At 61.9% G+C, this 15,619-nt stretch carries 11 protein-coding genes and 1 pseudogene; 5 read left to right on the top strand and 7 right to left on the bottom strand.

The window, feature by feature from the left end:
- Positions 1-67: 67 nt before the first annotated feature.
- The 4 genes from J7E82_RS13550 to J7E82_RS13535 form a co-directional block, all read right to left on the bottom strand.
- Positions 68-766, bottom strand: a complete 699-nt coding sequence (locus J7E82_RS13550) for a Poxvirus protein I5 (protein WP_214863513.1) — start codon at positions 764-766, stop codon at positions 68-70.
- Between the two features lie 70 nt (positions 767-836).
- Complete coding sequence (locus J7E82_RS13545) at positions 837-1,754, bottom strand: carbohydrate ABC transporter permease (protein WP_214863511.1); 918 nt, start codon at positions 1,752-1,754, stop codon at positions 837-839.
- On the bottom strand, positions 1,751-2,704 hold the full coding sequence (locus J7E82_RS13540) for a carbohydrate ABC transporter permease (RefSeq protein WP_214863509.1): 954 nt from the start codon (positions 2,702-2,704) through the stop codon (positions 1,751-1,753). The genes J7E82_RS13545 and J7E82_RS13540 overlap by 4 nt, the downstream gene beginning before the upstream one ends.
- Before the next feature lie 31 nt (positions 2,705-2,735).
- Positions 2,736-4,016 (bottom strand): ABC transporter substrate-binding protein, encoded by a 1,281-nt coding sequence (locus J7E82_RS13535; protein WP_214863507.1) that lies wholly within the window; start codon positions 4,014-4,016, stop codon positions 2,736-2,738.
- Between the two features lie 169 nt (positions 4,017-4,185).
- Here J7E82_RS13535 and J7E82_RS13530 point away from each other — a divergent pair, with 169 nt between their 5' ends.
- The gene (locus J7E82_RS13530; protein WP_214863505.1) at positions 4,186-6,201 is read left to right on the top strand and encodes a beta-galactosidase; all 2,016 of its coding nucleotides are present in this window, start codon (positions 4,186-4,188) and stop codon (positions 6,199-6,201) included.
- 58 nt (positions 6,202-6,259) lie between these two features.
- Here the strand turns inward: J7E82_RS13530 and J7E82_RS13525 are convergent, their stop codons facing one another.
- Positions 6,260-7,942 carry a serine hydrolase domain-containing protein gene (locus tag J7E82_RS13525; RefSeq protein ID WP_308113821.1) on the bottom strand — a complete coding sequence of 561 codons (1,683 nt, stop codon included), beginning with the start codon at positions 7,940-7,942 and terminating at the stop codon, positions 6,260-6,262.
- A 623-nt stretch (positions 7,943-8,565) separates the two neighbouring features.
- Between J7E82_RS13525 and J7E82_RS20715 the strand changes: the two genes are divergently transcribed.
- The gene (locus J7E82_RS20715; protein ID WP_308113819.1) at positions 8,566-10,557 is read left to right on the top strand and encodes a DUF222 domain-containing protein; all 1,992 of its coding nucleotides are present in this window, start codon (positions 8,566-8,568) and stop codon (positions 10,555-10,557) included.
- 3 nt (positions 10,558-10,560) lie between these two features.
- On the opposite strand, the gene J7E82_RS13510 is transcribed toward J7E82_RS20715, so the two are convergent.
- The gene (locus J7E82_RS13510) at positions 10,561-11,565 is read right to left on the bottom strand and encodes an ATP-binding protein (protein ID WP_214863502.1); all 1,005 of its coding nucleotides are present in this window, start codon (positions 11,563-11,565) and stop codon (positions 10,561-10,563) included.
- A gap of 138 nt (positions 11,566-11,703) precedes the next feature.
- On the opposite strand from J7E82_RS13510, the pseudogene J7E82_RS13505 reads away from it, so the two are divergent.
- Positions 11,704-12,794 (top strand): annotated as a pseudogene (locus J7E82_RS13505) (IS630 family transposase).
- Here the strand turns inward: J7E82_RS13505 and J7E82_RS20710 are convergent.
- A complete protein-coding gene (locus J7E82_RS20710; protein ID WP_214863500.1) occupies positions 12,777-13,094 on the bottom strand; it encodes a helix-turn-helix domain-containing protein in 318 nt (105 codons plus the stop codon). The pseudogene J7E82_RS13505 and the gene J7E82_RS20710 overlap by 18 nt on opposite strands.
- Positions 13,095-13,296: 202 nt before the next feature.
- On the opposite strand from J7E82_RS20710, the gene J7E82_RS21050 reads away from it, so the two are divergent.
- Positions 13,297-13,557: an adenine-specific methyltransferase EcoRI family protein gene (locus tag J7E82_RS21050; RefSeq protein ID WP_308113824.1), complete on the top strand. Its 261-nt coding sequence runs from the start codon at positions 13,297-13,299 to the stop codon at positions 13,555-13,557.
- A 609-nt stretch (positions 13,558-14,166) separates the two neighbouring features.
- The gene (locus J7E82_RS13490) at positions 14,167-15,393 is read left to right on the top strand and encodes a hypothetical protein (protein ID WP_214863496.1); all 1,227 of its coding nucleotides are present in this window, start codon (positions 14,167-14,169) and stop codon (positions 15,391-15,393) included.
- The last annotated feature ends 226 nt before the right edge of the window (positions 15,394-15,619 follow it).

Here is a 15,619-nt window from a genome sequence, read left to right as displayed (position 1 = left end):
TCGGAAGTGAATTTAGCTCGCCTTAGTTGACCCAATGAGCGGGCCCAGAACGACAACTAGTGGCGAGTTACTTGGGGGAAAGCCCGCGGCTGGCGGCGCGCATCTTGATTGCCGCGGCTGCAAGCAGGAGGGTTCCGGGGACCACGAGCACCAGGGCCTGCAGCATCCACACGAACACCACGGTCATAAAGAGAGCGGCCAGAAGCAGCAGGGAACCGCTCCAGTCCCGAAGGGAATCATTCCGGGCTGCGGCCAGGGCAGCGATCCAGGCTCCCTGGGGGCTCGATGCTTCCTCGCCGGCGGTGTTGGTGCCGCCGGCTGACTTACTGCCGCCTGCGGAGGCACTTGCGAAGTCCGACCAGCGGGCAGCTGTCCTCAGCAGGAGGATCGCACCCGCGGCGGCGAGAATCAGCGTGGCGGGAAGGACGACGGCGCGTCCCGGCAGTTGACCTACCAGCGCGAGCAGGAGGTTGAGGACGACGACGACCACGGCAGCCGCCGTCGTAAGCCCGATTTTCCAGCTCCCAGGGAGCGCGCTGCGAAACGTTCCCCACAGGCTGCGGACGGAATCGTCCCGACCGGCAAGGTGCCGTTCGAGGTGGACGATGCCGGCCGCATAGGCGGCCGGCATCGTCACAAGCGGGAGGGAGAGGGCAAGCACAATGACACCGGCCAGCAGGGTCTCGGCAAAGAGCGCGAAGCGGTTGACGGGAACCGGAGTGGTTCCGTCTGCCGACGTCTTGCCTGTGCTGTCCATGATGCTCATTCCTGTTAGTCCTCGTCCCACTTCTATCGCCTCCGGGCCTGGTCTATCGCTTACGGGCCTGGCCGGGGCCTTAGCCCTTGAGGCCCTGGGTGGAAACGCCTTCCACAATGTAGCGCTGGAAGATCAGGAAGAACACCAGCACCGGCAGGAGGGCAAGCATGGACATCGCGATCATTGCACCGTAGTCCGAGCTCTGGGTCTGGTCCACGAAGAGGCGCAGGGCCAGCGGAAGCGGGTACTTCTCCGGAGTGTTCAGGTAGAGCAGCGGCCCCAGGAAGTCGTTCCAGCTCCAGATGAAGGAGAAGATCGACGTCGAAATCAGCGCCGGCTTCATCAGGGGCAGCATGATCGAACTGAAGATCCGGACGTGGCCGGCGCCGTCAATTCGGGCCGCCTCGTCCAGTTCCGCCGGGAGGTTGCGCATGAACTGGACCATCAGGAAGACGAAGAACGCATCAGCAGCCAGGAACTTGCCGAGCAGCAGGGGAACGTAGGTGTCCACGAGTCCCATCTGCTGGAAGATGATGTACTGCGGAATGATCACCACGTGGAACGGCAGGAGCAGGGTGGCGATCATCATGCCGAAGAAAATGTTGCGTCCCGGGAAGTTGATGCGGGCGAACGCATAGGCAGAGACACTTGCTGACAGGATGGTTCCGACGACGGCGCCAATCGCAAGGATCAGCGAGTTGGTGAAGAACTGCATGGTGGACACGCCGCCGATGCCGTCCATGGCCGTGACAAAGTTGTCGAAGCTGAAGTTGGCAGACCAGAGAGAAGTGTTGGACCCGCCGATCTCCGAGTTCGGTTTGAAGGATGAGGCCATCATCCACAGTGCCGGGTAGAGAACCACTGCCACGAGTGCCAGCGCCACGATGTGGAAGATGGTGCTCCTGACCCGCTTCGCCACTACGGAGTCCGACTTCGGGTTGTAGTCGGGCGCCTTGGCGTCCGGGGCTGATTGCGTGGGCGTTGCTATGGTTGTCATTTCGAATCACCGCTGTAGTGGACCCAGGACTTGGACGTGCGGAAGAAGATCAGCGTGATGATGCCGACGACGATCACCAGCAGCCAGGCCATCGCCGAGGCGTAGCCCATCCGGAAGTCGCTGAAGCCCCGCAGGTACAGGTAGAGGGTGTAGAAGAGGGTGGAGTCGGCCGGGCCGCCTTCACCGTTGGAGATGATGTAGGCCGAGGCGAAGATCTGGAATGCGTGGATTGTTTCCATCAGCAGGTTGAAGAAGATCACCGGGGAAAGCATCGGCCAGGTGATGTTGAAGAACTTACGTACGGGACCGGCCCCGTCCATGGATGCTGCTTCGTAGAGCTCGCCCGGAATTTGCTTCAGGCCGGCCAGGAAGATCACCATGGGTGCGCCGAACTGCCACACGGTTAACAGAATCATCATGGGCATGGTCATGTCCGGGTTGCCCACCCAGCCGCCCAGGTTGATGCCGAAGAAGGAGAGGCCCTGGTCCACCGGGCCGGAGTCACCGAAGATTGCCTTCCAGACAATGGCGATGGAGACGCTGGCGCCGATCAGGGACGGGGCGTAGAACGCCGAGCGGTAGAAGCCCTGGCCCCGGCGCTTGCTGTTCAGGAGCATGGCGATGGCCAATGCTGCTGCCAGCTTCAGCGGGGTACCGAAGACCACGTAGCTAAGGGTCACGCCGACCGACTGCAGGAAGCGCTCGTCCTGGAACAGCGTGGTGTAGTTGTCCAGCCCGATCCACTTGGGCGGCTCGAACAGGTTGTAGTTGGTGAAGGAAAGGTAGAGCGAGGAAATCATCGGCCCCACGGTCAGGGCAATGAATCCCAGCAGCCAAGGCAGCAGGAAGGTGTAGCCGGCACGGGTGTCCGCCCCCCGCTGCCGCGGCTTGCGCGGCAGCGGAGTAGTGGACGACGTCGAACGCCTGCTCAGGGTTGGGCTTTGAGTCACGAGTGAATTCCGTTAGTCATGAAGGCCTGGATCAGGCGTTCTGCTTGATGAGGTCTTCAGCTTCCTTGAACCAGGCGTCAACGGCGCCGTCGATGGACACCTTGCCGTAGTTCAACTCGGAGCTGATGCGCTTGAACGAAGCCTCAAGCGTGCCGAAACCAACGATGGGGGGCTCCGGTGCGTCCTTGAGGTACTTCTCGATGGACTTCTCGTAGTCGACGACAGACTTGTCGGTGCCTTCGAACGTGGTTCCGTCACGCTGGGTCTTCGATGCCGGAACGCCACGGGAGGTCTTGAAGATCTGCCCAACCTCTGGATCGTTGACCATGAAGTCGATGAAGCGTGCCGCAGCGTCCTTGTACTGGGTCTTGGCGCTGGCCACCATCAGCATGGACGGCTTCAGGAACAGGCCGAGGTTGGCCGGGTCGTCGGAGGGAACGGGAACCAGCTTAAGTTCCTTGGCGCCGCTGTCCTTGAGGTAGCCGGCCATAAAGTTGTCCCAGGTCACTTCCGTGGCTGCTGCGTTGGCGCCGAAGGGAGACTTGGGTGTCAACTGGGCTACGCGTTCTTCAGGGATGATAGCGGGCGTACCACGCAGGTCCGCCGTGAGGTTCCACCACTTCTTCAGGTCGTCCTTGGTGAAACCAAGCTTGCCATCCTCAGTGAAGGCCTCGATGTTGTTCTGACGAAGCCAAATATTGAACATCCACCAAACGGAGGTGTAGTCGCCACCGCCGTAGAGCGCGCCATTGCTCTTGGTGCCGACCTCCGTCATGAACGCGTTGAACTCCTTGTAGGTCCAGGTGCCGTCCGGCTCGACGATGCCCAGGGAAGCCAGCTTCGCGGGGTCGTAGTAGACCGCGAAGGCGTTGGTGCTGGTCGGGATACCGTAGGTCTTGCCCCGGATTTGGCCTGAAGGCAGGAGGGACTTATCAAAATTGGAGGTATCGATCTTGACCGTGCTCAGGTCCAGGAGCTGGTTCCGCTGGCCGTAGTCACGCAGGTAGGACAGGTCCCACTGCATAACGTCCGGCAGGCCGCCACCGGCAGCTTCTGTGGCACGCTTCTGCCAGTAACCTGCGAAGTCGGTGAAGTTGCCATTCACCTTGATGTCCGGATTCTTGGACTCGAAGAGGGCGATGGCCTTACGGGTACGCTCAGCACGGTCGTCGTTGCCCCACCAGGTGTAGTTGATGGTGACGGGGTTTTCTGCCGTGCCGGTCTTGGCTGCAGGCTGGCCACAGCCAGCCATTACCGCTGCGGACACCGTTCCTACCGCAATCGTGGTAAGAAAATTCCTTCTGCTGATCATGGGAGCCTCCTCGCTCAGTTTGTGCAAACCCTTGTCCTAGAACTAGTTAGTGATGTGGCTTACACGCTTTCTGAAACGATACAATATCGTCAATCAGTTCTCTGGGCAAGCGTTTTCCAATATTCTCTTCCCGAACGCTGCTTCACCTCCCGTCCTTCAAAGGAGTCCTATGTCCGTCCAACGATCTTCCTCCCCCAATTCCGTCTGGGACAGTATCCCCGGCATCGCTTTTGGTGGAGATTACAACCCGGAGCAGTGGCCGGTTGACGTGAGGCTTGAGGACATCGAGCTCATGAAGGAAGCCGGCGTGAACCTCCTGAGCGTGGGCATCTTCTCCTGGGCGCTCCTGGAGCCGAAGGAAGGCGAATACGACTTTGCCTGGCTGGACGAGGTGCTCGACAACCTCGCGGCAGCCGGGATCAAGGTGGCGCTGGCAACCCCAACCGCCGCTCCCCCGGCATGGCTGGTCCGCAAGCACCCTGAAATCCTGCCGGTGACGGCGGACGGCACCGTCCTGGAGCGGGGTTCACGGCGGCACTACTCGCCGTCGTCGGCTGTTTACCGCAAGTACGCGGCAGGAATCACGCGAAAGCTGGCCGAGCGGTACAAGGACCACCCTGCACTGGCCCTGTGGCACGTGGACAACGAACTGGGCTGCCACGCCTCCGAGTTCTACGGTGAGGAGGACGCCGAGGCCTTCCGCCGCTGGCTGGAACGCCACTATGGCTCGATCGAGGGGCTGAACGAGGCCTGGGGAACGGCGTTCTGGTCCCAGCACTATTCCTCCTTCGAGGAGATCATTCCCCCGCGTGCCGCGCCCACCACCCTCAACCCCACCCAGCGGCTGGACTTCCAGCGCTTCAGTTCGTGGGCGCTCATGGACTACTACCGAACCCTCCTTGCCGTGATCCGCGAAGTCACGCCGCACGTCCCGGCCACCACCAACCTCATGGTGTCCAGCGGTACGCGATCCATGGACTACTTCGACTGGTCCGAGAACCTGGATGTGGTCGCCAACGACCACTACTTGGTGACCGCCGACCCGGAGCGGGAAATTGAGCTCGCGTTCAGCGCAGACCTCACGCGCGGCGTCGCCGGCAACAAGCCGTGGATTCTGATGGAACATTCGACGTCGGCAGTCAACTGGCAGCCGAGGAACCAGCCCAAGAGACCCGGCGAAATGCTGCGGAACTCGCTGGCGCATGTAGCTCGCGGGGCGGACGCAGTGATGTTCTTCCAGTGGCGGCAGAGCGCTGCGGGTGCGGAAAAGTTCCACTCGGCCATGGTCCCCCATGGCGGCCGGGAGACGCGTGTATGGCGTGAGGTTGTCGGGCTGGGCGAAGCGCTTGGAAAGCTCTCCGCCGTCAAGGGCTCCATCGTGGAATCGCGCGTGGCGATCGTGTTCGACTACGAGGCCTGGTGGGCCTCAGAGCTGGACTCTCACCCCAGCGAGGACGTGAAGTACCTCAACGTGCTCCGGGAGTTCCACCGCTCGCTGTTCCTTCGCGGCGTCACCGTGGACTTCGTCCATCCCACTGCCGACCTGTCTTCTTACGGGCTGGTGCTGGTTTGCACGCTCTACTGCGTAACGGATGAGGCTGCCGCGAATATTGCCGGGGCGGCTGAGCGCGGCGCGACTGTACTGATCAGCTACTTCAGTGGCATCGTGGACGAGCGCGACCACATTCGGCTGGGCGGCTACCCCGGGGCGTTTCGTGAGCTGCTGGGAATCCGCACGGAAGAATTCCGCCCGCTGTTCGAAGGCGAGGAGACCGTCCTCAGCGACGGCACCCGGGGACGGATCTGGAGCGAGCATGTCCACCTGGACGGCGCCGAGGCCCTCGCGAGCTTCACCACCTACCCACTTGAAGGGGTGCCGGCGATAACCCGCAGGAGCGCCGGGACCGGCTCCGCGTGGTACCTGGCCACCCTTCCGGACCGGGAGGGCATCGAGCGCCTCGTGGACAAGCTCCTGACCGAGGCGGGAGTGGCGGCCTGCGCTGAAGCCGCTGCCGGCGTCGAGCTTTCCCGTCGCGTCCAGGCTGACGGTCGCAGCTTCCTCTTTGCCATCAACCACAGTCGCGAAGATGCAGCGGTGAAGGCCGACGGCGAGGACCTCCTTGGCGGCGGTCGCTTCGGTGGCGTCGTGCCCGCCGGAGCAGTGGCGGTGATCGCGGAGGACTAAGTTGACGGGCCGGGGCGCCGGCCGAGGCGCTCAAGCTGCGGGCGCCGTCGTCGGATGCTCAAGCGGCCGGCACCGTCGGGCGCCCAAGCCGGGGTGCCGCCGTCGGGTTCTTGGGCAGCATTCGAGCGAGGAGCCAAAGGGTCCGCGGCACTGGCCAGAGGACTGCCAGGGCCAGCGCCGGAACCAGGGTGAATCCAATGTCGGGAAACTGGCGGACAATAACCGCCAGATGGGTTTCAAAGTGGGCCGGGGCATAGCTGACGCTCAGCCACAGCAAAAACGCGTCGAGGGTCAGTGCCGCTGCGGCGAAAATGATAAGCGGCCACTGGTTTCGTGCGGCTGGGGAGATCGACCGTCTCCGCGTCCGTGTCCGGAGGATTATGGTCAGGGCTAGTACGAAGCTCCCCAGTTCCGCGAGCAGAAGGGCTGACGAAACAACCCAGCCGTTGCGCTGCAGCCAGTCCTCTTGCACCACCGTCGGAACGGGAGCCTGCCCATGAAGAATGCGCAGGATGTTACTGTCCAGCGCTTTAAGCCTGGAAGGGGCTGAGGTGTCGTTGGCGTTGATGACGAGGACGACGCCGAGGCCGGAGGCCGGGACCATTGCCTTGTAGGTGTGCGTATTGCCCCACTCCCCCTGATGTTCCAGGAGTTGCGGGAGTTGACTGGTGTCGGGTGGCCGGGCCGCCGGGTTTACGGATTCATCAAGGGGTCGGGAAAACCAGGCCATGGCGTACTGCTTGGAGTCATCAACCCGGACCCGTGGCGTAAGCATGGCCTCAACACTTTCCGGCCGGAGGACTCGATTTTCCAGGTAGGTTCCTCCGCCCAGCAGCGCGATGAGTTCGTGGCCGAGATCCTCAGCCGACGCGTACATTGTCGTCGACGGCATTCCCGTTGTCGGTGCCGGCACCTCCGTTTGGCGCCAGAATGAGCCGAACCACAGCGAGTATCCGCGGGCGATGTTGTCAGCTTCTGCGGAGGCGCGAGTGATGTGGCTGTGCGTCATCGCCAAGGGGGCGAAGACATGCTCCTCTATGTACTCCCCGAATGGCTGGCCGCTGACGGTCTGCACCAGGAGCCCCAGGATGTTGTAGTTCGCATTGGAATAGCCGAATGCTTCCCCGGGATTCCCCTCCAACATGGCACCGGCCAGATCACGCACTCCCTGTTCAATGGCCTCCGGTGCTTGGGTATCGGAGGCTTCAAAGGCTGTCCCATCCGCCGAGGACAGCCCGCTGGCCTGGTGGAGCAAGTGGCGGACGGTGATCGATGAGGCCCGGCTATCCCTCAGGCTGAACCAGGGCAAGTGAGTCACCACCGGCTCGTCCAGCGCCAGCCGGCCAGCCTCAACTTGTTGCAGAACAGCCATCGCAGTCAGGGATTTACTGGTCGACGCCAGGAGCAAGGGAGTCTGGACCGTCATCGCTCTCCCTGAATCGTCGGCTCTGCCGAAGGCGCCCGCATGGACCTGCTTGCCGTCCCTGACGATCACGACGGCGGCGCCCGGGATGCCCATCGAGTCGAGCTGCTCCTGGATGTAGGTGTCCACTGCTTGGAAGGCGGAGTCTGGTGGGGCGGGGTCGGGAGGGCGTGGGTCTGGAGGGGCGGGGCTCTGTTGGGGCGGGAGGACGACGTCCGAGACCGTTACTCCTGTGTCCGTGATGCCGAAGGCTAATGCGGCAGACTCGGCTGCCAGCAAGCTGAGGCCGACGAGGAGCGCTGCGGTCTGAAACCGCACGAGTGACCCATGCGACTTATGCGACCCATACGACCTATGCGACCGGGAGATGTTTCCCATGCTCATTGCCATTCTGAATACCGCTATTCCACTTACGGTGCTTTCACGGTACGGCGCAGACTGATTGAGCACAATGAACAACGAGCACGGTGAATTGTCACTGCTTGAGGCCGCACTGGGCCGCCGCCGCGGAACGTTTGGAGCCGTCCTACGGGGTCGTGGGCGACCGCTGGGTCCGTCGACGCCGGGAGCTGACCGAAGAGTTATCGCGTCTGTGAGGATGGAGTCGTTCCCATCTGGCTCCTCCGCCTGACTATGTGGTGATGGGTCGAGGAATCGGTGACGGCAGGGGATGTTGCCCGAATTTTCTGACGAAGATTGCTGCCCGCGTTGGTTCAGGGCCTAATAATGTCGTACCTCCTTGGCATTGTTGAGGTATGGAGGTCATTGGACAGCTTGCAGCCCGGCCGGCCGGTTCAGCCGGCGGCGGCCTTTTTGCTGCCCGAAGTCCTCGCGAGGAGCCCTTGGCTGCGTGGCGGCTTGCGGCTGTACCGGATCCACTCCTGCCATCTATGCCGGCTTTCGCGTCTGATCCTGATCCTTTCTCTGATCCATTTGATCCTGTGTCTGTAGAGGCGGGCCATTTTCTGACAGCCGTCGGCATGCCAGGCCCGGCCTGTCTCGGCGGTCCGCTGGAGGTGTTGCGTGAGTGTTCCGCGACCCTGCTGGATGCTGCGGGGACGGCCGTTGAGGACGTCAGGCTCCTGGACGGTGGAGAGGCCGGTGAGTACGCGCACTTGGTTGAGGAGCTTTCCCGGACGGTTGAGTTCCTGCAGATCGTTGCCGCGGGTCTCGCGCAACGGGTCCGCCAGGAAGCCCTGGCCAGCCCCGCCTCCGGAAGCACGCTAGCCATTAACGAAGGGTGGGGCCGTAACGGGATCTCGGCTGCCGCCAGCACTGGAGGCCGGGGCACCAACGAGACTGGCACCTCCGCAACCGCCATAGGTTGGCGCAGCAGCGAAACCTCCCCGGCCAGCACCGGTGGCTGGGGCGGCGAGGATACCTCCGCAACCGCGATAGGTTGGCGCAGCAGCGAAGCCAGTACTGGTGGTTGGGGCACCAGCGAGACTGGCACCTCCGAAGGCTCTTGGGGCCGCACCGCCGCGGTCAATGACAGGACTGCCGCCGACCATGGAGGCGCTGTTTCCGGCGGGGTTCCTGTCAGGGCTTATGGGGTGGGGCCTGGGGCTCCGGAGTTTCGGAACACGGCGGAGTATTTGCGGGCGTGTTTGCGGATCAGTGCCGGTGAGGCCCGGCGACGCCTGGCCCTGGCCGAGGCGGTCCTGCCCCGCACCGGGCTGACCGGTCAGCCGATGCCGCCGGTTCGCGAAGAACTCGCCGAAGCCATGACCACAGGTGCGGTGTCCTCCAAGGCGGCCACCCAGATCACCGTGACCCTGGAGAACATCCGGCCCCTGACCGATGAGGCGACGATGGCCCAGGTGGAGCACTCCCTGACCAGCACCGCGATCGACCATGACCCGGAGTTCCTGGCCAGCGTCGCCAAGCGCTGGACCAACGCCATCGACCAGGACGGCGGGGAACCCAGCGAAGAGCTGCTGCGCCAGCGCCAAGGGGCCTTCCTGCGGCGGCCCCGCAACGGCCTGCAGCACCTGGAAGTATTCGCCACCCCCGACCAGTTCGAACACCTCATCACCGTCATGAACACCGCCACCAACCCCCGCCTCCCCAACACCAGCACCACCGGCACCACAGACGCTGCGGTTACGGGCACCGGGGCAGCTACAGCGGAAGCGGCCGGTATGACTGGAGCGGCGGCTGGGTCCACCGCTTCCGGGGGCGAGCAGGCCGCAACCGGCGATAAGGCTACAGCTCCCGTCTTTTCCGAAAGTGACGGCGTAGCGTCGCTGGACCGGCGCACCCGCGCCCAACGGATGCTTGACGGCATCATCGGCGCCTGCAAGATCGCCCTCTCCAGCGGAACCCTGCCCGCCGCCGGAGGCCTCCGACCACAAATCCTGGTCACCATCGGCTACAAAGAACTCCTCGCCGACCTCAACAACACCACCACCGACGCCAACGGCATGACGGGCACAAGCAAGAGCAACACTTGGACCAGCGGCAGCAGCACAGAAATCAACGGCATCGCGAGCATCGATATCAACCGCGCAGGCAGCGGCACCGGGACCAGCGGCATCGCGGGTGCAGGCATCGCGGGCGCCGGCATCAACCGAGCCGGTAGCGGCAGCGGGGTCTTCGCCTTCACCGGTCCCGTGTCGGCCACGGTGATCCGGAAGATGGCCTGCGACGCCGAACTCCTCCCCGTCGTGATGGGGACCGAAGGCCAGATCCTGGACATCGGCCGGACCTCCAGGGTCTTCCCGCCGCACATCCGCAAAGCCATCACCGCCCGCGACCTCGGCTGCGCCTTCCCCGGCTGCACCATGCCCGCACCCTGGTGCGAAGCCCACCACATCACCTACTGGTCACACGGCGGAACCACCAGCACCAGCAACGGCACAACTTGCAAATCTGACCTCTTAGCGGCCACTGTGTGGGACGGTAGTCTGGCTGACGGTGTTATGTCTGGCTAGCGATTAGTCGCTAGTGCCGGCGTCGGATGTAGGCACGGGTTCGAAGTCTTGCTTCACCGTGAGGCGGTAGCGAGACCCCCCTCTTTCTGTTCCAGGGGCCCTCTCAATGACTTCTGCGTCGGTCAACTTTGTGAACAGGCGCCGAACCGATCGGTCCGCCTCAGGACGGCTGAGCAGCACACGTGCCTCGCGATTGTTGATTGTGCCGTGCGCTTTCAGATGTTCAACGATCCGCGACTCGGGAGCTGCAAGGCTCTCGTGTTTGATGACCACCAGCACGCTAGATCCCGTGTCGATGATGTCTGGATCTTTTAACTCCAAGCTTCGCATGGCGGCAAAGGCTGTGTTGAGGCCCTCGCCAACGTCCTTGTTAGGCGGGTCGGGGAACTTGTTCAGGAGTCGCACGATCATCGGATTCCGCGCAAAACGTTCATCAAGGATGTTCTTCGGGGTGATGTTCGCCGGCAGGCTGCCCGGGCTCTGTACCTCAATACGGTTCTCAAAAATCCGGACATGTACGTCATCATTGACGGCATAGTCACGGTGAATGACGGCATTCGTGATGATTTCGTGCAGTGTCTCCTCCGGGTAGCGGACCTTAGTGAGGCCCGTTCCCTTTTCGAGCACGGGCATTTCCTCGACTTGGCGCTTAGTCTCGCTGACAGCACGCGTGATCATTTCATACAAGGAGCCCTCAATGGTTATAGGCGTGTAGGCCAAGTGGTCTCGGCTGCCCTCTGCATCGCTGGTGGTGTAGCGGTAAAGCTTGACTGCGGCCTTTGGTATATGAATTTGCGGCTCGTCGTGGTAAAGCAAGGTGCCCGCGACGGTCGGCAGGCCATTCACGACAACGTTCTGCTTTTTCAGCCATCGTTCGGGTTCGGAGTCCGGCACGACGTGCAGCATGAACCCAATGACGGTTTCGGAGTTAGTGATCTCTTCTACGTCATAGGGGATAGTTGCCGTTTCATGTGTGGTTATTCCTTTTCTCCTGCGGAGCTCTTCCATGTCGGAAACTGGAATGCCCTGTGATCCCCGCCGTACGTAGGGACGCCCGTCTGTTGCAAGTCGGATGTCTCTAGACTTATGTATGGTGAGTGCTAGTGTCCTGCGCCTGAAATTCGGTTCCTAATTGTAGAATGAGGTATGGCGAATGTTGGGCGGCCGAAGGCCTTGCTGGAACTAACGGATGAGGAGCGGGCGGCCCTCGTGCGGTGGTCCCGCCGGGCGACGTCGTCCCAGGCGTTGGCGACGCGCTCGAAGATCGTTTTGGCCAGCGCCGAAGGGCTGACGAACGTGGCGGCCGCTGCCCGGTGCGGGGTTGAACCGCATACGGTGGCGAAATGGCGGCGGCGGTTCCTGGAACAGCGCCTGGACGGTTTGGTTGATGAGCCCAGGCCGGGCCGGCCGGCCACGGTCACCGCCGAAGAGGTCGAGGACGTGGTGGTCGCGACCCTGGAGTCGACACCGAAGAACGCCACGCACTGGTCCCGGGCGAAGATGGCCGAACGGTCCGGGCTTTCCAAGTCCACGATCGGGCGGATCTGGAAGGCGTTCGAACTCAAGCCGCACCGCGCCGACGGGTTCAAGCTCTCCACCGACCCGCAGTTCGTGGACAAGGTCTATGACGTGGTCGGGCTCTACCTGAACCCGCCGGAATCGGCCGTGGTGCTCAGCGTGGACGAGAAATCCCAGGTCCAGGCTCTGGCCCGTTCCCAGCCGGCGTTCCCGCTGATGCCCGGTATGCCGGAGAAGCGAACCCACGACTACGTCCGGCACGGAACCACGACCCTCTTCGCGGCCCTGAACACGGCCGACGGATCCGTGATCTCCTCCCTGCATCGGAAACACCGCGCCGTGGAGTTCAGAAAGTTCCTGGCCAAGATCGATGCCCAAGTCCCGGAGGATCTGGAAGTCCACCTGATCTGTGACAACTATCAGACCCACAAGACCCCGGCCATCAGGGCCTGGCTTGGGAACCACCCCCGCTTCCATATGCACTTCACCCCGACCTACTCATCCTGGATAAACCAGGTCGAGCGGTTCTTCGGCTTCGTCACCGACGACTTGCTCCGCCGCAGCGACCACCGCTCCGTCCAGGCACTCGAAGCCGACATCCGCGCCTGGGTCAAGGCATGGAACCAGAACCCACGCCCTTCACCTGGACAAAGACCGCCGAACAAATCCTCGAATCCCTTGGACGACTTCTGAACCGAATTTCAGGCGCAGGACACTAGGACGTAGGTCTGCTCACTGGGGTGTTGGAAGAACTCGTACTTGAATTCAGAGCCGTATGGAAAAAGGGGCTCCATGGCTTGAAGGTGGCCATTGAAGCCCTCAATCTCAGCGAGACCGGCCCAGGTGCCGTCGTCCTCTATGCCAACTAGGAGCTCTCCTCCGTCGGCATTAGCAAAAGCAGACATGGTCTTCGTGAGTTTGGCTGGTGCGATTCGCGCAGACTTGCGGTCCTGGAAATGATCTTCCGCCGTGCTGCTGAGTATGCGGACTTGGTCCAGAGTAAGGGTGGTGACGTCCACAGGGCTCCTTAATTGCGGAAGGCAAATTGAACTCCAGCCTACTGCGCCGGCGGCGTTCAGTGGGCGTAGGCGCCGGCGCAGCCGCCGCCTCGGAGGCGGCGCCGGCGGGGCGCCGCGTAGCGGCGCCGCTTTACTTGAAATAGCAACATAACTCGGGGACTAGATCAGGCACATATCACCGTCTACGTCGGTGACCGCGGCGATGCCTTTCTTTCGTGCTGCCGGCGCGCATCGTTTGCATCCAGTTAACGTAATGGGTGTCCCAATTACTTGGATTGACATGTACAACCCGGACCAATTTGAGATTGTGGAATTGAGCGAATATACAAAAACTCAAGGAATGTCAAAAGAATCCGTCGACGCCTACTACGCCTCTGGGCAGACGGGACAGATCAGCGCGGGCCAACACCGCCGTGCAAAGCGTCAAGGGAAACTCATTTCTGCCTACTACTCGCGGCACTGACCGAGGCACGCGGTGTGTCGACAGGGCGGACTGGTGTGGTCGTTTCTGCACGGCGGGACGGCCGCCTGATTCCTGCGGTTCGTAGCGGACGCCGTCGAAATCCCGAATAGCATCCTGGCCGACATCTGAGCAAGCCACCTCTGGAAGGTGGGCAGACCCCTGCGGAGCGGCTGGCAAACTCTATCCTGCACAGATCTTGAGCGGATACAGGGCAGAACCTTGCGCAAACCTGAGCTTCTGGTCATAGTTTCGGGCTATCTGAATGTTCGGCGATGAGGAAAGCCTTCGCCTCCTCCAAAGACCCGGACTTGGACAACGCTCATGCTTGGAGAAAGCACAATGTCAATCGATGCGGCACGACGGCAGGCAGGGACCGGAAAAGCTGGTCCCTTCTTTAGTTCAGTGGGAACGAAGCTCCCGGTTCTGATCGGTCTGTTGTGGCTTTGCTTACTTCCAGTCGTCATACCCAATTTAAGCGAGGACAGGGGAATTTTTGTTTCCGTTGCCGAGCGGCTACTCGCCGGAGACACGCTTTACCTGGACGTGTGGGACAACAAGGATCCGTTATTTTTTTACAGCATCGCGCTGGGGCGACTCGTATCGCCGTTGATGGACATAGTTCTGGAACTCTTTTGGCTCTTCTGGGCGGCTGCGGCCGCTGTATTGATTGCCCGCTGGTGCGGCTGCGAGAACAAGGCCGCTGCCTTCACAGGATTCGTCCTGACACCGGTCATTCTCACCGGGGGGATGTATATCGCGGGGATGACGCACCTGCCGGGCATTGCTGTAGCTCTGATGGCCGCGGCAGCCGCCCTCTTCCGCAAGTACAGTGCGGCTGGGACCTTGTTGGCCGCCCTGACCTTCTTGAAAATTGTCATGTTGCCGGTTGCGTTCCTTATAGTAGTAGCCGTTCTGTTGCTTCATCGTCGTTGGGCTGGCTTTGTCTGGGCCGCGGCAGGGTTCGCGCTTGCCGGAGGACTTATTGTCCTGGTGCTGCAAGTGCGAGGAGAGCTCCTCCCGTACCTGCGCTCGCTCGTCATTAATGTCTCCTATTCCCAAGGAACGCTGGGTGCCAGTGGCCTTCACCCGGCCGTGGAGCACCTTCTGCGTGTGGTTTCCTTACCCTTCCTTCTTACGTTCACAACCTTCAGCGTCACTTTCATAATGCTGCTCCGGGCCCGCCGGAAGGCGCAGCAAGCAGCTATCCAAAGTGAGGAAACAAGGACACTCCTAGTCTGCGAAGTCGTCGCATTCAGCGCCGGACTGGCAGTCTTGGGTATCACCGGAATGTGGGGCCATCACGGCCAAGTTCTGTATTTGGCGGCAGTACTCCTGGCCGTTGACGCAGTCCTGTACCTACAAACGGCTGCTTTGGGCAGGCCAGCCGCTATGGCTGCCGGTGCACTGTGTTTTGCTTTGCTCCTCTCCGGGCCTGTCGGTCCCGAGAAGTACTACGACTCCGTGCTCTCCGCGGAGCGATCAGTCACAGCGCTTGCCGAGCCCTCGTCGGAAGCACAGGCTTTGCTGGCAATTGCTCCCAGCGGAAACTATGCCAGAGTGGGTCAGAACTTTGACGGCGGCCATGCGTACGGCTTGGAAGAGTGGAAGCTGGCCTGTCCACGTTTCCACCAGTACCCCTTTGACTCCCGGCACCTCCTGCAGGAAGCAGCCAACTGCCTTCCGGAAGCCGACGTAATCCTGATAGACGCCTCGGCGGAACCGCTGCCTGGAAAAGAGGCTTGGAACGAGTACCTGGAACGTGTCCACGCCCTTTTGGTCATGAAGTACCTGTGCTCCCATGGGGAAGAGCGCATATGCATACGACAGACCGTGTAGTTGCTTTCCGGGCCTAACCGGTGACGTCGGTTCCAGGACGATAACACCACCGTGAGGTGTTGCCGCCGGGGCCAACGCGTCAATGGTGGCAAGGGACGCAGCGCCCGGAGGACGCTTAGCGTCCTGTTAGCGGCCATGAAAAACTGCCCATAGGCGGCCACGAAAATGCCCACTGACGGCCAATAAAAGTGCCCACCGGTGGCCATGAGATCTGCCCACTTCCTTA

The sequence above is a fragment of the Arthrobacter sp. ISL-30 genome (assembly GCF_018613855.1).
In the GTDB taxonomy this organism is placed as follows: domain Bacteria; phylum Actinomycetota; class Actinomycetes; order Actinomycetales; family Micrococcaceae; genus Arthrobacter.
The sequence above is the reverse complement of the archived record's forward strand: the minus strand, read 5'-3'. Positions and strand labels throughout refer to the sequence as shown.